This window comes from Spirosoma endbachense (genome assembly GCF_010233585.1).
GTDB classification, from domain to species: Bacteria; Bacteroidota; Bacteroidia; order Cytophagales; family Spirosomataceae; genus Spirosoma; species Spirosoma endbachense.
Map to the genome: position 1 here is coordinate 1,443,605 of NZ_CP045997.1, position 23,293 is coordinate 1,466,897.

At 48.3% G+C, this 23,293-nt stretch carries 15 protein-coding genes; 10 read left to right on the forward strand and 5 right to left on the reverse strand.

Translation table 11 applies throughout. From position 1 onward, the window contains the following. Nucleotides 1-157 precede the first annotated feature (157 nt). The 3 genes from GJR95_RS05635 to GJR95_RS05645 all read left to right on the forward strand — a co-directional run bounded on the left by GJR95_RS05635 (nucleotide 158) and on the right by GJR95_RS05645 (nucleotide 7,404). Complete coding sequence (locus tag GJR95_RS05635) at nucleotides 158-3,505, forward strand: SusC/RagA family TonB-linked outer membrane protein (RefSeq protein WP_162384943.1); 3,348 nt, start codon at nucleotides 158-160, stop codon at nucleotides 3,503-3,505. Nucleotides 3,506-3,524: 19 nt separating this feature from the next. Further along, on the forward strand, nucleotides 3,525-4,973 hold the full coding sequence (locus GJR95_RS05640) for a RagB/SusD family nutrient uptake outer membrane protein (RefSeq protein WP_162384944.1): 1,449 nt from the start codon (nucleotides 3,525-3,527) through the stop codon (nucleotides 4,971-4,973). Between the two features lie 94 nt (nucleotides 4,974-5,067). Continuing rightward, the gene (locus tag GJR95_RS05645) at nucleotides 5,068-7,404 is read left to right on the forward strand and encodes a right-handed parallel beta-helix repeat-containing protein (protein WP_162384945.1); all 2,337 of its coding nucleotides are present in this window, start codon (nucleotides 5,068-5,070) and stop codon (nucleotides 7,402-7,404) included. Nucleotides 7,405-7,547: 143 nt separating this feature from the next. Here GJR95_RS05645 and GJR95_RS05650 read toward each other — a convergent pair whose 3' ends face one another. The 5 genes from GJR95_RS05650 to GJR95_RS05670 form a co-directional block, all read right to left on the reverse strand. Continuing rightward, the gene (locus GJR95_RS05650; RefSeq protein ID WP_162384946.1) at nucleotides 7,548-8,081 is read right to left on the reverse strand and encodes a DUF4199 domain-containing protein; all 534 of its coding nucleotides are present in this window, start codon (nucleotides 8,079-8,081) and stop codon (nucleotides 7,548-7,550) included. Nucleotides 8,082-8,174: 93 nt separating this feature from the next. Beyond that, nucleotides 8,175-8,600, reverse strand: a complete 426-nt coding sequence (locus GJR95_RS05655) for a helix-turn-helix transcriptional regulator (protein ID WP_162384947.1) — start codon at nucleotides 8,598-8,600, stop codon at nucleotides 8,175-8,177. A gap of 20 nt (nucleotides 8,601-8,620) precedes the next feature. After that, a complete protein-coding gene (locus GJR95_RS05660; protein ID WP_162384948.1) occupies nucleotides 8,621-9,844 on the reverse strand; it encodes an FG-GAP repeat domain-containing protein in 1,224 nt (407 codons plus the stop codon). 22 nt (nucleotides 9,845-9,866) lie between these two features. Beyond that, nucleotides 9,867-10,709 carry an MBL fold metallo-hydrolase gene (locus GJR95_RS05665; protein ID WP_162384949.1) on the reverse strand — a complete coding sequence of 281 codons (843 nt, stop codon included), beginning with the start codon at nucleotides 10,707-10,709 and terminating at the stop codon, nucleotides 9,867-9,869. Nucleotides 10,710-10,765: 56 nt separating this feature from the next. Further along, on the reverse strand, nucleotides 10,766-11,626 hold the full coding sequence (locus GJR95_RS05670) for an SDR family NAD(P)-dependent oxidoreductase (protein ID WP_162384950.1): 861 nt from the start codon (nucleotides 11,624-11,626) through the stop codon (nucleotides 10,766-10,768). A gap of 336 nt (nucleotides 11,627-11,962) precedes the next feature. Between GJR95_RS05670 and GJR95_RS05675 the strand changes: the two genes are divergently transcribed. From GJR95_RS05675 to GJR95_RS05705, 7 genes are all read left to right on the forward strand, one after another. Then, complete coding sequence (locus GJR95_RS05675; protein WP_162391596.1) at nucleotides 11,963-12,529, forward strand: hypothetical protein; 567 nt, start codon at nucleotides 11,963-11,965, stop codon at nucleotides 12,527-12,529. Between the two features lie 150 nt (nucleotides 12,530-12,679). After that, entirely contained in the window at nucleotides 12,680-13,165 is a 486-nt protein-coding gene (locus tag GJR95_RS05680) for a hypothetical protein (RefSeq protein WP_162384951.1), read from the forward strand. Nucleotides 13,166-13,267: 102 nt separating this feature from the next. Next, nucleotides 13,268-16,159 (forward strand): type IIG restriction enzyme/methyltransferase, encoded by a 2,892-nt coding sequence (locus tag GJR95_RS05685; protein WP_162384952.1) that lies wholly within the window; start codon nucleotides 13,268-13,270, stop codon nucleotides 16,157-16,159. A gap of 268 nt (nucleotides 16,160-16,427) precedes the next feature. Next, complete coding sequence (locus GJR95_RS05690; RefSeq protein WP_162384953.1) at nucleotides 16,428-16,829, forward strand: hypothetical protein; 402 nt, start codon at nucleotides 16,428-16,430, stop codon at nucleotides 16,827-16,829. A 205-nt stretch (nucleotides 16,830-17,034) separates the two neighbouring features. Then, on the forward strand, nucleotides 17,035-18,174 hold the full coding sequence (locus tag GJR95_RS05695; RefSeq protein WP_162384954.1) for an efflux RND transporter periplasmic adaptor subunit: 1,140 nt from the start codon (nucleotides 17,035-17,037) through the stop codon (nucleotides 18,172-18,174). A gap of 90 nt (nucleotides 18,175-18,264) precedes the next feature. Then, nucleotides 18,265-21,477 carry an efflux RND transporter permease subunit gene (locus tag GJR95_RS05700; protein ID WP_162384955.1) on the forward strand — a complete coding sequence of 1,071 codons (3,213 nt, stop codon included), beginning with the start codon at nucleotides 18,265-18,267 and terminating at the stop codon, nucleotides 21,475-21,477. After that, on the forward strand, nucleotides 21,446-22,906 hold the full coding sequence (locus tag GJR95_RS05705; RefSeq protein WP_162384956.1) for a TolC family protein: 1,461 nt from the start codon (nucleotides 21,446-21,448) through the stop codon (nucleotides 22,904-22,906). The genes GJR95_RS05700 and GJR95_RS05705 overlap by 32 nt, the downstream gene beginning before the upstream one ends. The last annotated feature ends 387 nt before the right edge of the window (nucleotides 22,907-23,293 follow it).

Consider the following 23,293-nt stretch of genomic DNA (forward strand, 5'->3'; position numbering starts at 1 on the left):
CCTATGGTGTAAACTAATTCCTTTTAAGCAGTAAAGCCGATAGTGCGGCCAGGCACTATCGGCTTTTGAAATCCCCTCTATGTTCTCAGTCAGAGCATCCATTTACATGGATGAGAGGAATCTTTTTGGTTTAACTAGTTAAAACCTCGTAAAACTAATGAAAAAAACGCTACTGTTTACGCTTATGAAAATCACTGCCATTCAACTCACTGTGGCGTTGGTATTCAGTGCTGTTAGCTTCGGCGCCGACGTTAATGCGCAGGATCTTCTCGAACGGCGAATAAATGTAAAAATTGAGCAAACCCGGCTTAATAAAGCCCTGAAGCAGTTGAGTCAATTAGCTGACGTAAAGTTTGTTTTCAATTCAAAGGTTATTCATGCCGAAGATCGCATTTCAATCATCGCAACCAATGAACGGCTGGCCGATTTACTGACACGCTTGCTTAAGCCCAGAAATGTACAGTTTGAAGTATCGGGAAAGCAAATTATTTTTTCTCGAATACAGCCCGAAGCATCGCTCGAAATCACTGATCATCTTGCTGGTAGCCAATCGATTGGGCCGATGGATATGACCGTTACTGGCTCTGTTAAAGATGAAAAAGGAGCGGGTTTGCCAGGCGTTAGTATTGTCGTGAAAAATACGAAGCGGGGAACAAGTTCGGATGCTAATGGAAACTATCGTATTGATGTTCCCGATGCCAGTGCTGTGCTGGTATTTAGTTTTGTAGGATACCAAAAGAAAGAAGTAATAGTTGGTAATCAAACCAGTTTAACGACAATGTTAGTGCCTGGTGATCAGGCGCTCAACGAAGTGGTCGTGGTTGGCTACGGAACGGTTCGAAAATCAGATTTAACGGGCTCCGTATCATCGGTCGGTTCTGAAAAAATCAATCAGGTTCCCGTAACCAGCTTAGCCAGTACGTTACAGGGCCAGGCGGCAGGCGTTCAGGTCAATCAAAAATCGGGGCAACCGGGTGAAGCGATGATCATTCGGGTGAGGGGCGCTAATTCGATTACGGGTGGAAACGATCCGCTCTACGTGATCGATGGAATGCCACTCGACGGAGTCGGGTCTGATCTGAATCAAGGTGATATTCAATCGATAGAAATCCTTAAAGATGCTTCGGCAACAGCCATCTACGGTTCCAGGGGAGCCAATGGTGTTGTTTTGATTACTACGAAACGAGGTGGTCAGAACAAAGCATCTGTCAGTTATCAGGGGTACTACAGCGTACAGAGCCTTCGTAAGAAAATTGATCTGCTCAATGCCACCGAATACGCTCAAATGGTGAATGAAACGGCCCAAAATGATGGGAAAGCGCCTGTTTATACGGATAATCAGATTCGGGGATTTGGTCAGGGAACCGACTGGCAGGATCAGGCGTACCGTAAGGCACCCATGATGAGCCATCAACTGTCTGTTACTGGCGGCAATGACAAGACAAAATACTATGCCTCCCTTAATTACCTCGATCAGGATGGTATTGTCCGAAATTCTGGTTTTAAACGGCTATCCTTTCGGATTAATGGCGACCAGACACTGGGAACGCGGGGTAGATTAAGTACAGCGTTGGCCGTTACCCAGGCTAAAACGGCCAATACGTATGTTAATTCGGAATTGGGAGTTCCCTTTACAGCCCTGGTTATGTCGCCCATCAGTGGTATTTATGAAGCGGATGGGAAAACGTATACCCGCTTTACGGGTGTTCAATGGGGAGGCTCAAATCCGGTTGGTCTGGCTAACGATTATTACAATCGCAATACAGACAATCGGGTAGTTGGCAGCATCGATTTTCGGTATGATCTGGGAAAAGGATTAGGTATTCGCATTAATACGGGTGTCGATGCGGGCGTCAGTAAATCCGATAATTTCGCACCCTCAACAATTACAATTGGTCAGCCGGGGGGGAGCGCATTAAAATCATTTGGGTACCGGGCTACCATTGTCAATGAAGATTTATTGACCTATGCTAAAACAGTTGGTATTCACGGCATCGATGCTGTAGCCGGATTTACGTATCAGGTCAATCAGTCGGATGGATTGTCGGGTAGTTCAAATACATTTACGAGTGACCTGCTGCTTAACAACTCCCTTCAATCGGGCGCAAAGTTCAGTGCACCATCCAGTTACTCGAGCCAGTATAAGCTGATTTCGTATTTGGGTCGGGTAAACTATTCACTCTTAAATCGCTATCTGCTTACGCTGACCGGGCGGTACGATGGCTCCTCTAAATTTGGCGAAAACCATAAGTTTGCTTTTTTCCCATCGGCGGCCTTTGCCTGGCGCTTATCCGATGAAGCCTTTCTACAACCGATCAAATCCATTTCTGATCTAAAACTTCGCCTAAGTTATGGTAGCTCTGGTAATCAGGCAATTTCGCCTTATCAGACACTGTCGCAGCTAAGCGTGGTCAGCCCAACTTTCGACGGGAAACAAACCGTTGGATTTATACAGGGTTCATTGGCGAATAAAGATTTAAAATGGGAAACAACCCATCAGTTTGATGCAGGTGTCGATGTCGGCTTTATGAATGGACGGATAGCCCTGACGGCTGATTACTACATTAAGAATACGAAAGATTTATTATTACAAGCCACACTTCCTACGTCGTCAGGATTCAGGTCTGCATTAAGGAATGTAGGTGAAATTCAGAATAAAGGGCTTGAGTTGCAGTTATCGACCAAAAATTTGGTTGGCACTCTCAAGTGGACGTCCACGCTGACCATGAATTTTAACCGAGCTAAGGTCATTGATTTAGGTAAAGATGCACAGGGCAATGCCATTACCCGGCTCGAAGTGAGTAACGTCGCCGGTGGAAACTGGTTTCCATTGATCCTAGGCCAGTCTCCTTTTCAACTATGGGGATATAAAATTGACGGCGTTTATCAAACGAACGATGAAGCCGTTGCCAATGGCGAACCGGCCAAGCGTGCAGGCGATTACCGGTTTCAGGATAGCAACAACGATGGTGTTGTGAGTGACCAGGATCGGATGACGCTAAGCAAGCTGCAGCCTAAATTTACTTTTGGGTTTAATCACAACTTGTCCTATAAAAACTTTACGCTGAGCTTCCTGCTGGTAGGCACCTACGGAAATGATATCGTAAACGAGTTCAGCAAATATTATAATGCAGTAAATGGCAGCTGGAATGTTCGCCAGGAAGCCTGGGAAAATCGCTGGACTGGGCCTGGTACCAGTAACACATATGGACGGGCGGTTTCCACTAATAATTTCGGCGATCCTACGTCCAAATGGGTAGAGCCGGGCTCTTATCTGCGCCTGCGCGATATAACCTTCGCTTATAACCTATCCCAGCCTTTACTTCAGCGAATTAAACTTCAGCAGTTGCAGGTGTACGTAAGCGCCCAGAATCAGTTGACCATTACAAAGTTTCCTCACTATGATCCCGAAGCATCCTGGAATAGCTCCGTTGTCAATGGATGGGACCGTGGCGTTTACCCGTCAATGAAGTCAATAACTATTGGCCTGAAAACCACTTTCTAACCCACTATCCCTGTTAACCATGAAACATAAATTAATTATTTATACTATCTGCCTGGGGTTGATAGGAAGCGGTTGCGAGCAGGATCTGGTTGAAAAGCCGCTTAGTTTTATTTCGCCAGCCAATTTTTTTACATCCAAAGATAGCTTCGAAGCAGCAGCAAACGGGCTGTATGCACAGCTACCCGCTTTATACGGAGGTGAAGCAGAGAAACCCAAAGAACTCTTTGCGGACTATAACGACCAACCGTCGGCTACTGAAAATACGCTTCAAATCTGGCAGAATAATCCAGGTACTACATACTGGGCGTTCCGCAACACATGGCAAGGCTGGTACCAGATGATTAGTAATGCCAATCAACTGCTCGAAAAACTACCGGCTGCGAGTTTTTTAACTGATGTGGATAGAAAGCGACTGGAAGGAGAAGCTAAAGCATTACGTGGTTTTGCGTACTTTAATCTGGTACAGTTGTTTGGCGATGTACCACTGCGTACGCAAACGGTTCAATCATTTGATCAGGTAGCAATACCCCGGTCACCCCAGAAGGATATTTATGCGCTTATTGTGGCCGATCTGATTACGGCAGAACAGCAATTACCCGAAACAGCAGCTCAGGGTCGCGTAAACAAATGGGTAGCAACAGCGTTGCTGGCAAAAGTATACCTGACAATGGCTGGGAATCCTCTGAATCAAACCGCCTTTTTCAAGGATGCCCGTGATAAAGCAATTGCCGTTATAAATTCTGGTAAATATAGCCTGATCCCCGATTATGGTAAGGTATTCCATAATTCAGCTTATACATCAGAATCCATTTGGGAGATACTTTATAATGGAGTTGTTTCGGGGAATGATCGTCAAACAATAACGTATCCTGGTACTGGCTATAGTCCAATTCTTTTACCCACAATGGCCTTTGTGAATAGCTTTCCCAAAGGTGATCGCCGTAAGGATTGGGGAATTGTCACGACCACGAAAGATCAGGCTGACAATACACTTCGGCCTTACTACAACAAGTATGTTGATCCTGAATTTGTTAGTCAAAACCTAACCCCAACGGCAGTAGCCGGTAAATTAATTTACACGACGCCCATTTTTCGACTGGCTGAAATGTACCTGATTGCTGCTGAAGCTGAAAACGAGCTGGCAGGTCCGACGTTGGCCTACAGCTTTATCAATACGATTCGGGAACGGGCACGCATCAACAAATCGGATCCGACTCAGGTGCCTGCTTTGGCTGGTCTGAGCAAAGATCAATTTCGGGAAGCTGTCTTTAATGAACGTCGGTGGGAGTTATATGCCGAAGATCAAGCCTGGTTCGATCTCAAGCGTACCAATAACTTCGCTAAAGTGCAGCAGGCCCGGGGCGACAAATTGTCCGTACCAATTGGTAACTATAACAATACCTGGCTCATCCCGGATTTTGAAATTCAGAATAACAATATTCCCCAAAATCCAACCTACGGTAAATAGAACCGTTGCCATCGAAATATAGCCCAGAACGCATGCTGATTCTTACTAATCTAACGGGAAGTAATTCCATGCTGACTGGTCAACCATTCATTGTATGAAACAATTGACTTTTTGCGCCCTACTGGTATCCTCATTCGCTTATTCACAAACGCGGATATACGTTGCCCCTTCCGGTAACGATACGCAGGCTGGTACGTTGACCGCACCAGTAGCTACGCTGGAAAAAGCGTTGGATAAAGTAAGAACAGCCCCGCATGCTGAGGTTCAAATCTATCTTCGACAGGGCATTTACTATCTTACCAAAACAATTCATATTGATCCACAGCGAATCGGTTCGAAACGGCTATTGATTCGTGCGTATAGAGACGAGCGTGTCGAACTAAATGGCGGCCGGAAAATTACCGGACGTTGGCAAAAGAATGGAGAGCATATCTGGACGACAACGGTAACGGGAGATTCGTTTGGGCAATTAGTTATAAACGGGCAGAAGCAGAACCTGGCCCGCTACCCGAATTATGATTCGACAGCCCGCATTTTTCATGGAACGGCCTCCGATGCACTTAGTGAAGAACGAATTCAGCGCTGGAAAAATCCGGAAGGGGGCTATGTTCATGCGCTTCATTCGCATGAATGGGGAAGTTTTCACTACCGGATCAAGGGTAAAGTTGATGGGAAATTGATCTCCGAAGGCGGTTGGCAGAACAACCGTCCTTCGGAGATGCACCCTAAATATCGGTTTGTGGAAAACATAATTGAGGAGTTAGATTCTCCCGGTGAATGGTTCTATGATAAAACAACGCATACGCTTTCAGTGATCCCCGGCCAAGGCACGAACTTAGAAACGGCTCGTATTGAGGTATCAGGGTTACAGTCATTACTTGACTTGAGAGGCACTCCTGAAGTTCCACTTCGAGGGGTACAGATTCAGGGTATTCGATTGGTCAATGCGGAGCGTACGTTTATGGAACCCTACGAACCCCTATTACGCAGCGACTGGATGCTATACAGAGGAGCGGCTGTTTACCTGGAGAATACGGAAAATTGCCAATTGGCTGATTGTGAGTTGTCAAACTTGGGCGGGAATGCCATACTGGTTAGCCGACACAACCGAAACACGTCGGTGAAAGGGTGCCATATTCACCACATTGGTGCAACGGCTATTGGTTTTGTTGGAGATACCTCAGCGGTACGTTCACCCGCCTTCCGATATGAGTGGTTTGTGCCTTATGAAAAAATGGATTTACAACCCGGGCCAAAGAATGACCGTTACCCGGCTCAGTGCAATGCAGAGGACAATCTGATTCATCATATTGGGGAGATTGAAAAACAGGCAACGGCGATCGAAATTTCGATGACATCTGACATTACCGTACGCCATAATACAATTTATCAGACACCTCGGGCAGGCATCAATATTGGCGATGGTACCTGGGGTGGTCATCTGTTAGAATTCAACGATGTGTTTGACACCGTGTTGGAAACGGGTGATCATGGCGCCTTTAATTCATGGGGACGCGACCGATTCTGGCATCCGAATCGGAAAACGATGGATAGCCTTGTGGCTTCCCACCCGGAATTAATTAAGCTAGATGCTCAAAAGACGATCGTTATTCGGAATAATCGATTTCGTTGCGATCATGGCTGGGACATTGATCTGGATGATGGCAGTAGTAATTACCACATTTATAATAACGTATTGCTGAATGGTGGTTTAAAATTTCGGGAAGGCTTTTACCGGACTGCCGAAAATAATGTCATACTAAACAACTCGTTCCATCCACACGTCTGGTTTAAAAACAATGAAGATGTCTTTCGGAAAAATATTGTTACACGGCCTTACGCGCCAATTCGAATTAATTATTGGAGCAAAGAACTTGATAATAATTTATTTCCTGACCAGGAGGCTTTACTGAAGGCTCAGCAAAATGGAACCGATGCACACAGTCGTTTCGGTGATCCCCATTTTCTGAATCCGAAACAGGGTGATTACCGGGTAGCTAAAAACAGTCCGGCATTAGCGTTAGGATTTCAGAATTTTTCAATGAATGGGTTTGGTGTGCAGACGGCCAGGTTACGCAGTTTGACCCGGTCACCCAAACTGCCCTTGTTGCTTCAACCGACTGTAGAGAAGGAACAAGCAGAAACAATGTGGTTGGGTATAAAAGTGCGGGATATACGGGGTGCCGGGGATAGGTCAGCTTACGGGCTACCAGATGAACTGGGTATTCTTGTCGTTGAGATCCCCCAAGGCGACCAGCCAGTAACGTCTGGACTACAGAAAGGCGATGTGATCCGAACCGTGAATGGGACAACGGTAGCCACTGTCAGTCAGTTAGTGGCTATTCAAAGCCAACTACACTACCTGAAAGCCTTACCTATTGGTGTCATACGGAACCAGCAATTGATCAATATAACTTTAGATAAGCCATAAGCACTGCTAGTCAGATAGTATAATATACGAATAAAGAGTTCGAATGGGTGTTAGCTGTATACAGCACTATACATGTTGCCAGACTCCTTCCTGTTCGACACTATACAATCGTACGTATCAGACTAACATGACGGGTATCGTTGTTAGTCAGCTGGAAGGAATTCTTTTTTTCGAAGGAGAGCCGCACTAATCAGGCTAATAACCACGCCAACCGGGAAAATTTCCATAAGTGTAAAGGCAAAACGCACCAACGGATTCTTATACGACTCAGCACTCTCCTGAAATTCGGCCATCGTCTTTGCGATTTCCTGTGCTGTGGCCCCGCTGTTTTTCATGGTTGCTTGCTTGTATTGGGCGGCCATTTCCATGAAGTTTGGGTAAAGCGTATTGTAACAGATTTCCCAGGCAATGCAGTAGAGTAAAGAGGCAATCAATGCAATGAGGATTCCCACTTTAAATGCCGTTCCAAAGGAAATTGCACCGCCTGAATGATTGTCGCGATACGATTTTATCCCGAAAAAAATCAGGGATAGGGCAATGACCATGGTGGCATAACCAACCCACATGCCATTGTCGAAGGTGATGGTTCCATTTTGCCATAATGGAGCTGTGACGGCAAACATGCCTCCTACAATGGTTCCGGCAATGAGGCCATAAATCAAGACGATTCTTTTCATGATTTTTTTTCAGCGAAACAAGCTAAATGCCCTTGCGTCTGCATCACCCGAAAGTATGATTTGTGTGCCGATTCGTAGAATCATACCAATGTATTAGGGAATCAGGCGGAGATTCTTAGCCTTCTGGATCGCTTGCGTCCGGCGCTTCGTATCGAGCTTGAGAAATAAATTTGACGAATGCGTTTTGATGGTATTGAGGGAGACAAAAAGGGCATCGGCTATTTCCTGATTAGAAAGACCTTGCGCCATAAGTCCAAGCACCTCGTATTCCCGTTTACTAATGCCGACCTTTGCCAGTAACGCCGGATCGAACTGAAAATCAGACTCGTGAACCACTACTGTTTTTGTCCGGGTGAGCTTTCGTCCTGCCCATATACCTAGTGCTGTAAACAAAACAGCAACAGTGCCGAGGTAAATTTCCAGCGGTAAAACACGAACTAAAAAACGGTATTCTAATAGCTTCAGTACAATGACCAGGCCTGCCAGAGAAAGACTATACAAAAAAATTGTCCGCGTCATGGTTAAGATCGGCGACTAGGTCATTTCAACTGGTTCCAGTAGATCAGTACGTTTAACGTGGCGCGGCCCGAAGCAATAATGTCCAGATCACCATCACCATCGAGGTCGGCTGTCTGAAGGTCTTCGCAGGCCATTCGGACACTATCGTCCAGCGAGTAGCCTTCCACATTTCCTTCGTCTTTGGGCTTAAAGAGTCGAATACCTACTTTCCCGGCTGCGTTTGGGTTGCGCCAGCCAGCCACAATCTGATCGCTGCCAACACCCAGAAAATCACCACAGGCAAGCGCATGTCCCTGACTGAATATATCGGTTAGAACGTCGACCTCTTTATCGGAACCTTTCGTTGTCGATTTTTTGAACGAGTAGGAACCGCTTTCTACCTGAAGCAGATTACCGTGCATCGGCTGAATCGTTGCAATCGCACTTCCACCGTTCAGGCGCCGGATTTCGCCAATGCCTTCAACGCCTTTGTTGAGGAGCGGCAGCGCATTACTGGCCGATTCGTCGTCGACCGGAAGCCACTTCTTTTTCTTCCATTCGAACACATTGCCGCCTTCTTTTCCGGCCACGATCAGTCCGGTGGTTGCTCCATCTTCCCAAATCTCGAAGTTATGAGTCAAGTGCATTGTTGAATCTACCAGCTGACGTTTCCACGTACTACGCGGATCTTTCGGGAATTCATAGCCCCAGATTCGTACGCCCCGACCCTCGCCATTTTTGTTGCCCAGTCCGTGTAAAGGAACAACGATTAACTGATAATTGTCTTTGCCAGTTTTCGCCCAGCGCATCCGGTGGGTAGTTACTTCATGGTGTAGGCGAATGGCTTCCCAGCGTTGTGTTGGGTCCTGCGGGCGAACGAGATAAAATACGGCGCCTGATTTGGTACTGTCACCGGTTTCGGCAGGGTTCCAGCCTGCGCCAACGGCCACCTCCACGCGCCCGTCGCCATCCAGATCGCGGGCGGCAATGCAGACGTTATCCTGTGGAGTCAGATTGGCTGCCATGACGTACTTTTTCCACGGGCTGGTTTTATTGCCGGGATTCTGATACCAGACAAACTCTTTCTGATCGGCCAGTAAAATATCGGGTCGTTTGTCGCCATCTACATCGCCAATGGCTAGCCCATAACCAATATTGATCTGGTTATCAACAACCTGTATCTTGAAGTTAGGCGTTTGGGCTACACTAAGTTGTGCAATCAGGAGCAATAAAGCCGGTAAATGGAGCAGGAGGGAGGTTTTCATCGTGTGTTTTGTCGTGATTCTACTAGTCAATGCTTATGCCTTCGCCCAGTTGCATGACGCGGTAGGGCGTGCCATACTGTTCACAGGCTTTCACAAAATCGGCCGGATCGGCAGTATTGAATTCAAACAGATCGTAATGGTGCGGAATAACGAGTTTGGCCTCAATGTCGCGGCCAAGTCGGGCTGCTTCATTGGGGTTAAGATTACCCGCCACACGCCGTTCGGGTTTGTTGCCGTTAATGGGCAGAAAAGCTACGTCTACCTTGAAGGGTTTCAGAATATCGACCATGCCATCGTACCAGAGTGTATCGCCGGAATGGTAAACACGATAGGGGCCGATCTCGACCACAAAGCCCATAAATTTGCAACGGCCTTCTGCATCACGCTCCAATTCATTGTGGGCCGCCGGAACACCATGAAAGATGAAGCCACCTACAGGAACTGTTTGGCTATCGTTGAGGCCAATGGGCTGATCTGGAGCGATACCAAGCCGATCTGTTACAAAGGTGCGGTTGGCCTCAGGAATAACCAGCTGCAGCTGCCAATTGGCAGCAAACAAGGGGAATAAGGTATTATAGTCTAAATGGTCAGTATGGTTATGGCTGGATGTGACAACATCAATCATACCCAAATGGCCCGGCTGAATAACCCGTTCTGAGATACGTACATGGGGCTTGTCAGTATGGGCGTATTTCTCCGATAATGAGTCCGATAGATACGGATCGAACAGTAACTGTTTGCCATTATACTGTACCAGAAAACCGCTCTGCCCAAGCCACCAGATATGCAGTGATTCGGGGTGATTTCGGGCCGTTTCGATGTCGGCCAGGAGAGTGTCGTCTTTTTGAAAAGCGGGTTTAAGCATGGTTTTTTACTTGCTCAAAAGAAAGCTATTGACTTAACCAGTGAAAGGAGCAAACCTTACGGTTTATACCGCAATCCGCTAACTCGTCCCAATATCCAGTCAATCATTCGATCGGGGAGGAGCCGGGGTAGTATCCAGCTTGTTAGCTTGTTGGGTACTAATGCATAACGGGTTCGTGGCTGGGTTGTTTCGTGAATCTGTACAATGCGCTCGCCGAGGTAATCAATTGAAAATCCACGCTTTTCGGAGGTCTCGACTTGTTTCAGAAACCATTGCATGGCCGGATAATAGACAGTGTTGTTATAGGCACTAATATCTGTTCCTTTGCCCCAAATGGGTGTTTTAACGGCTCCCGGTCCAACAATAACGACCTCAATACCAAACAGCGCCAGCTCCCGTCGCAGGCTGTGCGAAATGCCTTCTACGGCGTGTTTGGAACCGACATAGGCACCCATAAACGGAATCGCGACCTGTCCATTCACCGAACTGATATTCTGAATCCGGCCAGGCTGGACAGCATGATTGGCCCGTGCACCAAGCAATGGCAGAAACGCCTGCGTGACCTGAATTAATCCCAATACATTGACCTCAAAATGGTTTCGTATTGTGTCGATGGGCTGATATTGCAGTGGGCCGCCCATGGCAATTCCCGCATTATTGATGAGACCACCAAGCCCGCTGTTAGCCAGCCGGGTGGTGAGAAATTTTGCGGCTTCGGCAATGGCATCCGTATCGGTTACGTCAAACAGCAGGGGAATGAAATTGTCGCCCAATTCAGCCACGAGCCGATCGGCGTCGGTCTGGTGACGAACGCTCCCGAAGACTGTATAACCACGCTGAACGAACTGTTTGGCTGCGCCGTACCCAATGCCCGTTGAGACACCCGTAATGAGAATGTTTTTGCTGATGGGTTTCATGCCGTAAAGCTACGAGTAATGCAATAGGCCTGTACGGATATAGTGAGTTCTTCGGCTTGTACAAAAAAACGGTATTTTACCCGCCAAATGGGCGTAAATGCCTGACGCAGTGCCTTGCGGGATACGTGAGCAGTACGACAAACGATTCGAGCTGACGAAACCGCATTTTCATCGTCAGCAAAATACGCAATTCGTTCAACCAATTCGTTCTAAAAGCGGTTACGAAATTAATTAGTGAGTGAGTAGACTGGCGAGTACGTGAATAGGCATTCCATTCACATGTTCATTGCGCCAGTGACCCGATTATTCATTAAGCATTCATTTGTGAAATTGATTATGCAGGACATCGAACCCTTTTACGGCTGGGAAAAATATTATACATCGGCTGACGACGAGCGGTCGCCGTTTCACGAACGGGAGTATAATATGCAGCAGTACGAAAACAATATATACGGCTATTACATCCATCCACTTTGGGACGAAATTGGCTCAGAAACCCTGTATTGCAAGATACTGTTCGCCAATTATGATCGTCAGTTTGTCGTGATCGAACTTTTTGGGGAATGGAACGATACGCTCCACAACGATATCATGTACCTGAAGCGGCAGGTCATAGACCTGCTGGTCTATGAGGGAATCAAGTATTTTATTCTGATCAGTGAAAATATTTTTAATTTCCACGGATCTGATGACAGTTATTATGAAGAATGGTTTGAGGATGTAGAGGATGGCTGGATTGCGGCTATTCATTCGCCGGAGTTTATTGAACGCGAATGGAAAAAATACCACCTGGACTATTACATCAACTTTGGCGGTACGCTGGACATTGCTAACTGGCGCACGCTAAAACCCGCCAACCTGTTTGAACTGGTCAATAGCCTGATTGTCCGGCGGCTGGGGTAGCTTAGGGAAAACGACCCGAAAACGGGACCTGCCTCTCTTCAGGCCCTGTTACCATTTCCGCTCGTCTTTTTCCCTTCTTCCCTTTCTTTTTGGTTTTGCCCCCGTTTCTGTTCAATTTTCGCTCATTATTAAAAGCCCACAAGTGATTTTATGGAAGACAACGCAAAAAACACAGCTGCCGAAGAAGTAAAGGCTGCCAAGACAACCACTGCCGAGAAACTCGAGGCCTTCAAAACCGAAGCTGGCCAACACCTCAATGCAGCGGCTACCCAACTCGATGAATTGAAAGACAAGCTGGTTGCTCAAGCGCAGGAGTTTGGAAAAGATATTGATATTGAAGGGATTAAAGCAAAGGCGACTGAGCATTTCGACGCAGCGAAGGCATCTACAGCCGAGAATCTGGCTACTCTGCAAGCGCAGGCCGAAACCGTTTTTGCCGCTGCTTCTGCCAAAGCCGACGAATTATCGGATGTTGCCGAAGATAAGTTTGATGAACTGAAAGCTGAAGCATCCGTGCAACTCGAAGCTGCGCAGGTTAAGCTCGACGAACTGAAGGCTGAAGCCGCTCTTCAAATCGAAGAAGCGAAGGAAAAGGCCAAGAGCGTCTGGAATCAGTTGTTCGGGAATAAGAGTTAGTCAGTACAGAGAACACAGAGAGTGAGCAGGGGCAAGTCGAAAAAAACTTGTGAACACGGCAAAGCCTCTGTGTTCTCTTTGTTTAGCGTTAAATTTGCCTCCATGAGGCTCCACCTTCGTAAACCACTTCAGTCACTCAATAAAGCATATGCCCGGCAATCGGTCCCGCAGGAGCAACTAGATACATTCCGTAGCGCATTGACGCGGCTGTTTTCGCGGGTAGACGAGAAAGAGTCCGAAGAGTACCAGAAAAACATTGTTGCCGAATTTCTGAGCGAAATGTTCTATGGCAATACCTTCGACGTTCATACGAACGAATGGATCGATCTTGTTATTCAGACCGGACCCGTAGCGTCGGAAACTCCTGATAAATTATTGCCGGGCAGCTTCCCCTCGAGCGCTATTATCGAGACCCGAAAAGTGTTTGCGGCCGAGATGATGACTCCGCTCAAAAATAATGTCAAAGCCCTTCATGAACTGATATTATACTACTTCGAGCTTCGTGAACGCGACCCGGATCACGTAGTTTGCCAGTTAATTATTACGGACGTTTATAACTGGTTCATTTTCGACGAAACCGATTTTCGTCAGTTCTTTTACGACAATGCCCGGCTGAAACGATTGTTTCAGCTTAGGCAACAGCAGAAGAAAGACGACGCTTTTTTCTATACCGAAACGGCTCGTATTCTGCGTGATCTTGACGTCGACGTACCGGTCACATACCTGAATCTGCGTGAATTTGCCGATGCGCTCAAACTCCCTCCCGAGCAGGGAAATCGCGCCCTGATGCCAGTCGTTAAGGTGTTCTCGCCAGAACATTTACTAAAACAACCGCTGCCAAATGGCACAGACGCCGTCAGCAAACGCTTTTATAATGAACTGCTCTACATCGTTGGACTACACGAATTACCGACCAATAAGAAAGGCCGGCTTATTCAGCGATTGCCCGAAAATGAACGGGCGGAGGGGTCGTTATTAGAAAATGCCATTAGTCAGCTCCGAAAACAGAATGCGCTGGTAAATGTGGAAGGACTGGCTACCTACGGTGCTACGGAAACGGATCAACTGGTTGCTATTGGGCTGGAACTATGCTTTACCTGGCTTGGTCGTATGCTGTTTATAAAACTGCTCGACGCACAACTGGTTAAGTATGGTCTGCACGACCAAAGCGCCCACGTTCTGACTGCACAGCGGATTCATGACTTCACCGCACTTAATGCGTTGTTTTTCGACGTAATGGCCGTACCGGAAGAACGTCGGTCTGCTGATAGCATAAACCGGTTTGGACGTGTTCCCTATTTAGCTTGTTCCCTGTTTGATAAGACCGATCTTGAACGACAGACAGTAACGATCGGCGATCTTGACAATACGCTCGAATTACCAATAGCTGGCCAGACAGTTCTCAATAATGTACAGGCTGGACCAGAGGCAGCACAACGCTCAACACTACACTATTTGCAGAATTTTCTGGATGCCTATGATTTCTCCGTTGACGATCCCCTTGTCGTGCAGGAAGATAAACCGAACATTACGGCAGCCGCGTTGGGAGCGATTTTTGAGATGATCAACTGCTATCGTACTAATTCAGTACTAATTCCGGATCACCTGGTTGCAGAGATTGTTCGCAATACCGTGCGTAGGGCGGTGGTCTCGACATTTACCACCTATCCCGATCTGAATTCCCTGCGCCCCGACGATTCGATTAAGGCAACGAGTATTGAAGAACTCAGTAGTTACTTCAGTCATTTTCATGAACCCCAGTCACTGCTGCGCTTCAATGCTGTTTTCAATAGCCTTCGCATTGTAGACCCAGCCGTTGGTAGCGGACGTTTTCTTGTAGCAGCTCTGCATGAACTTATCGTTCTGAAAGCCGAGCTGGGCATTCTGGTCGATAGCGACGGGCAACGTATTCATCAACTTTGTGTCAGCTCTGTCAATAACGAATTAGTGATCAACAATGAGGATGGTGAGCCATTTGAGTACATTCCGGAAGGAGCGAACCTGACCAAATTTTCCCCTGTAGAAATGCAGCGGGTCCAGAAAACAATAGTTCATGAAAAACTGACGCTTCTGGAAAACTGCCTCTTTGGTGTAGATATTAGTTCCATCGCCGTCAATTTCTGTACCTTGAGGCTATGGATCGAATTGATAAAAAGCGTTCCGGTTACTGAAGCGACGGGTAAAGTTGACCGACGGGATATTGCGTCTCTACCATGCGCCTTAAATATAAAAATCGGCAATGCGCTGGTGTCGCGATTCGGTCTGGATTTTCAGGCTGATGGTTTGAAGAGCCCAATTCGCGAGAAATTTCTGATCGACTTCAACCAGTATAGAATGGATGCGCTGGCCCTCCGGCAAAATCCAGAAAAGCCGGATGAAGAACAAATTCATGCCCGAATACAGGAATTTGCCGAATTTCTGAATCAGGTAGCACTCGCTGGGCAGAAAGAAGTTCTTGAGATTCGTCGGCTCGAAGCCAGACTCGCACAGGCGGCTTTACCGTTTGATTCCATTAGTCAGGATGACCGACAACAGAAGCTAACCAGCCACCTACAACAGAAAAAAGCGGCTTACATCAATAAACAACGTGTGTTTCAGCAGGCGGTTGAGTGGCGATTTGCGTTTCCTGACGTGCTTGATGAAACCGGAAATTATGCGGGTTTTGATGCTGTGATCGGCGTTCCACCATTCACTCGCCCCGAAGGATTTCCCAGCTCCAGGGCGTATTTTCAGGGAACGTTTCCAAATACCTATACAAGTAAGGCCGATCCGTACGTACTGTTTGTTGAACTGGGGCTCAACTTGCTGAAGCCGGGCGGGCAATTGACCTATGGGCTACCAACGAAATGGACACAGGTAGGATACGCGAGTAAATTGCGTAACTGGCTACAGACCGAAGCCGTCGAGCAGAAAGTAGCTGTAAGCGGCCTGACCAATACCGACGAAAAGCCAGCACAACTGAGTGTTTTGTCAATCCGTAAGGTAGAAGAATAATTTAATCAGGCACAGAAGTATGCCACGGTTTCTGTGCAGGTAAATAGGCAAATTCGCTTTTGGCCACCAGATCAATACATAATTGCGCCATTTGACTCAATGACTTAAGCGATAATTTGCCCCATCGGCTAATGACCTAACTTTCTAAATTGTAGCAAACCAAGGAAAACTTAAAAGAAATTGCCAATCTGCTCCTGGAATTGGTAAGATGGAACAGGTTATGCCCGTTGCTGGTTATATTTGTGAACCTACCAACCAAATTGGGTTTATGGGTAATCTTCAGCGTCAATCCGTACTGCACCGGCTACTTTGCCTGTTGATGGCGTTACACGTCATCAATGTCAGTATTGATGCGCCTGATCCATACGCTACCCCCAGGTTTCCCGGCGAACGACGCGAGAATTTGTCGATCAACGAAATAGAAAGCTTCAGTGAGCTTCTGCTGGAAGAATGCTTCGGTCTCGAAAATGCCATACCCGAACACGAAGAATCCGACGACTCCGAGGTAACCAACGTTGAACAGGATTATTTCTTCCATCAGCTGTTTGTGTTCCGCACCTTAGCCGAACATTACTGGTATTTGAATCGGCAATCGGTGCCCTTCAAGCCTGCACATGTTCCTACACATGTGCCCGAAATTTCGTCTCCTCCCCCCCAGTTCGCGGCATAACCCGCGTGTGTAAGAAACGTTTCTGATGCGATTCCCTATGCGTCAAAAGAGCAGAACCATCTGGTCTATTGATGGAATATGTCGCGCCTTTACACATATGGCCTGGTCTTCACGATAAATCAATCTGTGTGATAGCTGGTAGGTAGCCACCGAAAGGATGGCTGTATCTGCCTTGTTTTCACGCGTATACTATCTGCCTTAAAAGATGAAAAACTATGGAATTCTAGCCGCCCTTCTCATGGGTGCGGTACTAATTGGCTGTACGGGTAAGGAAGCACAAACCGATCAGCCGGAAACACTGACGTTGCCCGTTGTGAAATTGGCACGTCAATCCACGACGCTCAAAAAGGAGTATGTCGGCACATTGGAAGCGGTTCGCAATGTTGAAATCAGGGCTCGGGTGTCGGGCTTTCTGGAAAAGATCTTCGTCGACGAAGGGCAACCTGTTCGGCAGGGACAATTGTTGTTTAAACTCAATGAGGCCGAATATCAGGCCGAACTCGATAAGGCGAAAGCCAATTTAAAAAGTGCCGTAGCAGGAGCTAAAACTGCTGAAGTTGAGCTGGGTCGGGTGAAATTGCTCGTCGATAAAAACGTCGTTTCTCCTTCTGAACTCGAACTGGCCAAGGCCAAATTAGATGCCGCCCGTGCCTCTATTGACGAAGCAAAGTCGATGCAGGATAACGCTGCACTCCGACTGTCGCATGCGAGTGTTAAAGCACCTTTCGATGGCGTTATTAACCGGATTCCGTTCAAGATGGGTAGCCTGATCGAAGAAGGGGCTCTGCTGACTTCCGTATCGGATACCCGCGAAGTGTATGCCTACTTCGACGTTTCGGAAAAGGAATACCTGGCCTACGTCAAAAAACACCGAAAAAATCCCAGCGAGGGCATCCAGACGGTGGAAATGCTGCTGGCCGATGATTCAAAATATGCCCATAAGGGCAAGATCGAAACAGTAGAAAGTGTCTTTGAAGAAGGGGCAGGAACCATTGCTTTCCGGGCGCGATTCCCGAATCCGGAAAAACTCCTTCGACACGGATCGTCGGGCAAGATCCGGCTGGCGAATGACGTAGACGATGCGCTGTTGGTGCCCCAGAAGGCCGTATTTGAGGTGCAGGACAAGAACTATGTCTACATCGTGGATGCATCCAACAAAGTGAAGTCGCGGAGTTTTGTAACCCAGGGCAGGGTAGACCAGTACTATCTGGTGCAATCGGGTCTGGAGCCGGGCGAACGGGTCGTTTATGAAGGAATTCAGAATGTCCGCGATGGTATGCAGATCATTCCGGAAGCCGTTTCTGCTGATAGTCTCTCGTCGCAAAGTACGCTAGCTCAACAATAACCCAAAAGTTTTCAGTAGGCAATTCTGTTTTGTCGTATCGGTGCATACGATGAACGGAAAGGTGCCTGGTGAAAACTGTCCACTGAAATTATGTTCGATTTATTTATCAAAAGACCGTTGCTATCGGCGGTTATATCGGTGCTTATTACACTGCTGGGAGGGCTTGCTCTGGTCGGTTTGCCCATTACGCAGTTTCCCGATATTGTGCCACCCTCGGTAACGGTAACAGCCAAATATACAGGCGCTAATGCCGAAGTAGCCACCAAGGCTGTAGCCATGCCGCTGGAGCGCGCCATTAATGGAGTGCCGGGTATGGTATACATGAACTCGGTTTCGGGCAACGATGGTAGTACGCTTATTCAGGTGTTTTTTAAAGTGGGTACTGATCCCGATCTGGCGGCTATGGGCGTTCAGAACCGCGTGACAACAGTGCTCGATGAATTACCTGAAGAGGTTATTAAAGCCGGGGTATCGACCGAAAAAGAGGTGAACAGTATGCTGTTGTACCTCAATATTTTCAGCGATGACCCGAGCGTCGATGAGAAGTTCATTTACAACTTCGCCGACATCAACGTGCTGGCCGAACTGAAACGGATCGATGGGGTTGGGTTTGTCGATATCATGGGCTCGCGGGAATATTCGATGCGGGTCTGGCTCAAACCCGATCGTATGACGTCCTACGGCGTGTCGCCCGATGAAGTAATTGCCGCCATCCGTGAACAGAACGTCGAAGTGGCTCCCGGTAAAGCGGGTGAAAGCTCGGGTCGTGCTTCGCAGGTGCTTCAGTACGTACTTCGTTACAGCGGTAAGTTCTTCGATCCGAAACAGTACGAAAACCTCGTTTTGCGATCCGAATCCGACGGATCGATTCTGCGCCTGAAGGATGTAGCCGACGTGGAGTTCGGCTCACTTGATTACGATGTACTGTCGAAAACGGATGGTCGCCCGTCGGCATCGATCATGCTGAAACAACGGCCAGGATCGAACGCGCAGGAAGTTATCAACAACGTGAAAGCACGGATGGCTGAACTGAAGAAAACGAACTTCCCGCCCGGCATGACCTACAACTTCGCTTACGATGTATCACGGTTTCTGGATGCGTCGATACACGAGGTGGTCCGCACCCTGATCGAGGCTTTTGTGCTGGTTTTTCTGGTCGTATTTATCTTCCTGCAGGACTGGCGCTCGACACTGATTTGCGCCCTGGCAGTGCCGGTAGCGCTGGTTGGTTCGTTCGCGTTCATGAGCATGATCGGTTTTTCGATCAACCTGCTTACCCTATTTGCGCTGGTGCTGGCCATTGGTATTGTGGTCGATAATGCGATTGTGGTCGTTGAGGCCGTTCACGCCAAGATGGCTGAGACCAGCGCCGGGGGCGGCCATCTGTCGCCGAGGGCCGCTACGTTTGCGGCAATGAAGGAAATCAGTGGGGCATTGATTGCTATTACGCTGGTTATGTCGGCGGTGTTCGTGCCTGTAGCCTTCATGTCGGGGCCGGTCGGAATTTTCTATCGACAGTTTTCGCTGACGCTGGCCGTTGCCATTGTCATCTCGGGTATCAATGCCGTAACGCTCACGCCCGCTTTGTGCGCTTTGTTGCTACGACCTACCCACGCTCATGAATCAGCCGGATTGCTCGGACGGTTTTTTGCCAGCTTCAACCGGGGCTTCGATGCCATGACGGGCCGCTATCAGAAAATTCTCCGGCGGGTTGCCAGCCGTGGGGCTGTTACCGTTGCGATGCTGCTGCTGTTTGCCGCCGGTACCTGGGGAATCACCTCGTATTTGCCGAGCGGGTTTATTCCAACGGAAGATCAGGGTATGATTTACGTAAACGTGACCACGCCCGTTGGGGCTACAGTGAAGCGTACGGAAGATGTACTGGACAAAATTCAGCAGGTGGCCTCACGCATGGAAGCTGTCGAAAACGTATCGACGCTGGCTGGCTATAGCCTCATGACCGATGGGGTAGGAGCTTCTTACGGAATGGGCATGATCAACCTGAAAAGTTGGGATGAGCGCACGCAAACGATGGAAGAGGTAATTGCCGATCTGGAACAGAAAACGAAGACTGTTCAGGATGCCAGCATTCAGTTTTTCCCACCGCCAACGGTGCCGGGCTTTGGTAACTCCAGTGGTTTCGAACTGCGAATGCTGGACCGAACGGGCTCCGGCGATCTGCAAAAGACAAAAAAGGTGGCTGATGATTTCATTGCAGCCCTCAAAAAGCGGCCAGAAATCGGGAATGCCTTTACAAGCTTCGACCCCAGCTTTCCGCAGTATCTGTTGCAGGTAGACCAGGATAAAGCCGCGCAGAAAGGCGTTTCGATCGATAATGCGATGAGTACGCTGCAAACGCTGATGGGTAGCTATTACGCGTCGAATTTCATTCGGTTCGGGCAGATGTATAAAGTTATGGTACAGGCATCTCCCGAATACCGGGCAAAGCCAGAAGATGTACTGAATCTGCGGGTGAAGAACCGGGAGGGCGAAATGGTCCCTTATTCGAATTTTGTCAGCCTTCAGCGTGTATACGGACCGGAACAGATCACCCGCTACAACATGTACATGTCGGCCCTGATCAATGGCGATCCGACACCGGGCTACAGTAGCGGTGATGCCCTGCGGGCGGTGCAGGAGGTGGCTAAAGAAACCCTGCCGCGCGGTTACTCCTTCGAATGGTCGGGTATGTCGCGCGAAGAAGTGCTGTCGGGCGATCAGGCCATCTATATTTTCGCCATCTGTCTGGTCTTTGTGTATCTGCTGCTGGTGGCGCAATACGAGAGCCTGTTTTTGCCGCTGGCGGTTCTGTTATCGTTACCTGCCGGGATTTTTGGTTCGTTTTTATGCCTGCAATTCGCGGGTCTGCAAAACAACATTTATGCGCAGGTTTCGCTGGTCATGCTGATTGGTTTGCTGGGTAAGAACGCCATTCTGATTGTGGAGTTTGCCAACCAGCGACAACAGGAGGGATTATCCATTGTAAAAGCGGCCGTTGAAGGGGCTGTTACCCGTTTGCGGCCTATTCTGATGACTTCACTGGCTTTCATTGCCGGGTTGATTCCGCTCTGTATTGCGTCGGGAGCGGGTGCATTGGGTAACCGATCGATCGGAACGGCTGCTGCCGGCGGCATGCTCATCGGGACCATTTTCGGCCTGATTCTGGTGCCCGGACTTTATATTCTATTCGCTAAACTAGCTCAGCGATTTGCCTCGAAAAATACGAATGCAGATGATGAGCCAGGTTCTAATTTACTAGCTACTAAAACGAATGCCAACGGTGCTATCCTTCAAGAAACATAGCCTTGCCTACGGACTTAGTCTGGTCGTTTTTCTGACCAGTCTGAGTGGTTGTCGGGTTGTTCATACACCTTCAAAAACACCCGATATGTCCGTGCCTGCGTCGTTTATCGGCCGCACCGATTCGGTCGGCATCGGTAATCTGGACCGGAAAGAACTATTTTCCGATCCGTATCTGGTTCGGTTGATCGATACGGCGCTGGGCCAGAATCCCGATCTGAAGATGGCTATCCAGCGCATAGAAATAGCTCGGGCCGGTTTTCAGATCAGTCAGGGGGCCTTGTTGCCGACTGTCAACGCTGTAGCGGCTGCCGGTCTGGATCGATACGGTCGGTATACGATGAACGGGATCGGGAACTACGACACGAACCTGTCGGAAAATATCAACGGGCAGAGCCGTATTCCAAATCCCACTCCCGACTTTTTTCTGGGCTTTCGCAGTTCGTGGGAGCTTGACATCTGGGGCAAGCTTCGCAATCGCCGACGGGCTGCATACACCCGTGTGCTGGCTTCGCAGGAAGGGCAGAATCTGGTCGTCACTGCACTGACGGCAGAAGTTGCCCGATTGTATTACACCTTGCTGGCGCTGGATGGTGAACTGGATATTATTCGGGAAAATGTTGTGTTGCAACAGCGCGCTGTCGAACTGGTCAATGTACAGAAAGCGGCCGGTCGGGTAACAGAGCTGGCTGTTCAGCAGTTTACGGCTCAATTACTGAACACGCGGGGTCTGGAAGGCAAAGTTCGACAGGAGATTGTTCAGGTCGAAAATCAGCTAAATGCCTTGCTGGGTCGTTACCCTCAACCGATTGCGCGTGGTCGGTCGATAGAAGATCAGAAGGTTCCAGCCTCGGTTGTTGCTGGACTACCGGTTCAGTTGGTACGTCGCAGACCCGACATTCGGCAGGCCGAACGCGAACTGGAAGCGGCCAATGTTGATGTGGCCGTGGCGCAGGCTGACTTTCTGCCATCGCTGACGCTAACGCCCTATATTGGGTTGAATTCCTTCCGGGCTGCCACCTTTTTCGACCCTGCCTCGCTGGCGCTGGGTGCTTTAGGTGGCCTGACGGCTCCGGTCTTTAACCGGCGATTGCTGAAAGGTAATTATGCCGTGTCGGTCGCCAGGAGCAAAGAAGCGTATTATGCCTATCAGAAAACGATTCTAAATGGCGTTAGCGAGGTGGTCAGTAGCCTGAAAGGCCTGGAAAACTATCGGGGTGTTGCCGATATCCAGGATCAGGAAGTAGCCATGCTGCGGAAGGCAGCTACGACGTCGAATGAACTGTTCATCAATGGATACGCTACTTATCTGGAAGTGATAACGGCCCAGCGGAGCGTGCTGGATGCTGAACTGTCGCGGATCGAGACAAAACGGGCGCAGTTTTTATCGCTTATTGAGTTGTACCGGTCGCTGGGCGGTGGCTGGCAGTAACTAGTTTACCCTAAAAAAAGAGTTGTTCAGCTGCCATACTTTCAGGATATGGCAGCTGAACAACTCTTTTTTTGCGATTAGATAGTCGATTTTAGAGTAAGATGTAATCGCTTCGCTACGTCGTCGCCTGTTTGTCAGTGCTTTATATGAAAGCGACTAATTTGCATACGAAAACCGAATTTTGCTGATCGGCTGACAGTTTACCCCGAGTTATCTCCCCGGTGTTTATGAATTCATTCAACACTATGGTCAGATTAATAGTTACTTAATTGTTGCAAAATACCGACATCTTAGCATAATAAAATGAATTTGGTAATCTGCCATAAACCAGTCAAATGAATATAGAAATAAATCGAGGTAGAGCCGAAAACTTAAGCTAACCTATAT

Bases quoted from the DNA above. Each gene is read 5' to 3' on its own strand.
- GJR95_RS05640 (WP_162384944.1), top strand. From the start codon at position 3,525: ATGAAACATAAATTAATTATTTATACTATCTGCCTGGGGTTGATAGGA.
- GJR95_RS05655 (WP_162384947.1), bottom strand. From the start codon at position 8,600: ATGACGCGGACAATTTTTTTGTATAGTCTTTCTCTGGCAGGCCTGGTC.
- GJR95_RS05665 (WP_162384949.1), bottom strand. From the start codon at position 10,709: ATGCTTAAACCCGCTTTTCAAAAAGACGACACTCTCCTGGCCGACATC.
- GJR95_RS05650 (WP_162384946.1), bottom strand. From the start codon at position 8,081: ATGAAAAGAATCGTCTTGATTTATGGCCTCATTGCCGGAACCATTGTA.
- GJR95_RS05635 (WP_162384943.1), top strand. From the start codon at position 158: ATGAAAAAAACGCTACTGTTTACGCTTATGAAAATCACTGCCATTCAA.
- GJR95_RS05700 (WP_162384955.1), top strand. From the start codon at position 18,265: ATGTTCGATTTATTTATCAAAAGACCGTTGCTATCGGCGGTTATATCG.
- GJR95_RS05660 (WP_162384948.1), bottom strand. From the start codon at position 9,844: ATGAAAACCTCCCTCCTGCTCCATTTACCGGCTTTATTGCTCCTGATT.
- GJR95_RS05695 (WP_162384954.1), top strand. From the start codon at position 17,035: ATGAAAAACTATGGAATTCTAGCCGCCCTTCTCATGGGTGCGGTACTA.
- GJR95_RS05690 (WP_162384953.1), top strand. From the start codon at position 16,428: ATGGGTAATCTTCAGCGTCAATCCGTACTGCACCGGCTACTTTGCCTG.
- GJR95_RS05685 (WP_162384952.1), top strand. From the start codon at position 13,268: ATGAGGCTCCACCTTCGTAAACCACTTCAGTCACTCAATAAAGCATAT.
- GJR95_RS05675 (WP_162391596.1), top strand. From the start codon at position 11,963: ATGCAGGACATCGAACCCTTTTACGGCTGGGAAAAATATTATACATCG.
- GJR95_RS05670 (WP_162384950.1), bottom strand. From the start codon at position 11,626: ATGAAACCCATCAGCAAAAACATTCTCATTACGGGTGTCTCAACGGGC.
- GJR95_RS05680 (WP_162384951.1), top strand. From the start codon at position 12,680: ATGGAAGACAACGCAAAAAACACAGCTGCCGAAGAAGTAAAGGCTGCC.
- GJR95_RS05645 (WP_162384945.1), top strand. From the start codon at position 5,068: ATGAAACAATTGACTTTTTGCGCCCTACTGGTATCCTCATTCGCTTAT.
- GJR95_RS05705 (WP_162384956.1), top strand. From the start codon at position 21,446: ATGCCAACGGTGCTATCCTTCAAGAAACATAGCCTTGCCTACGGACTT.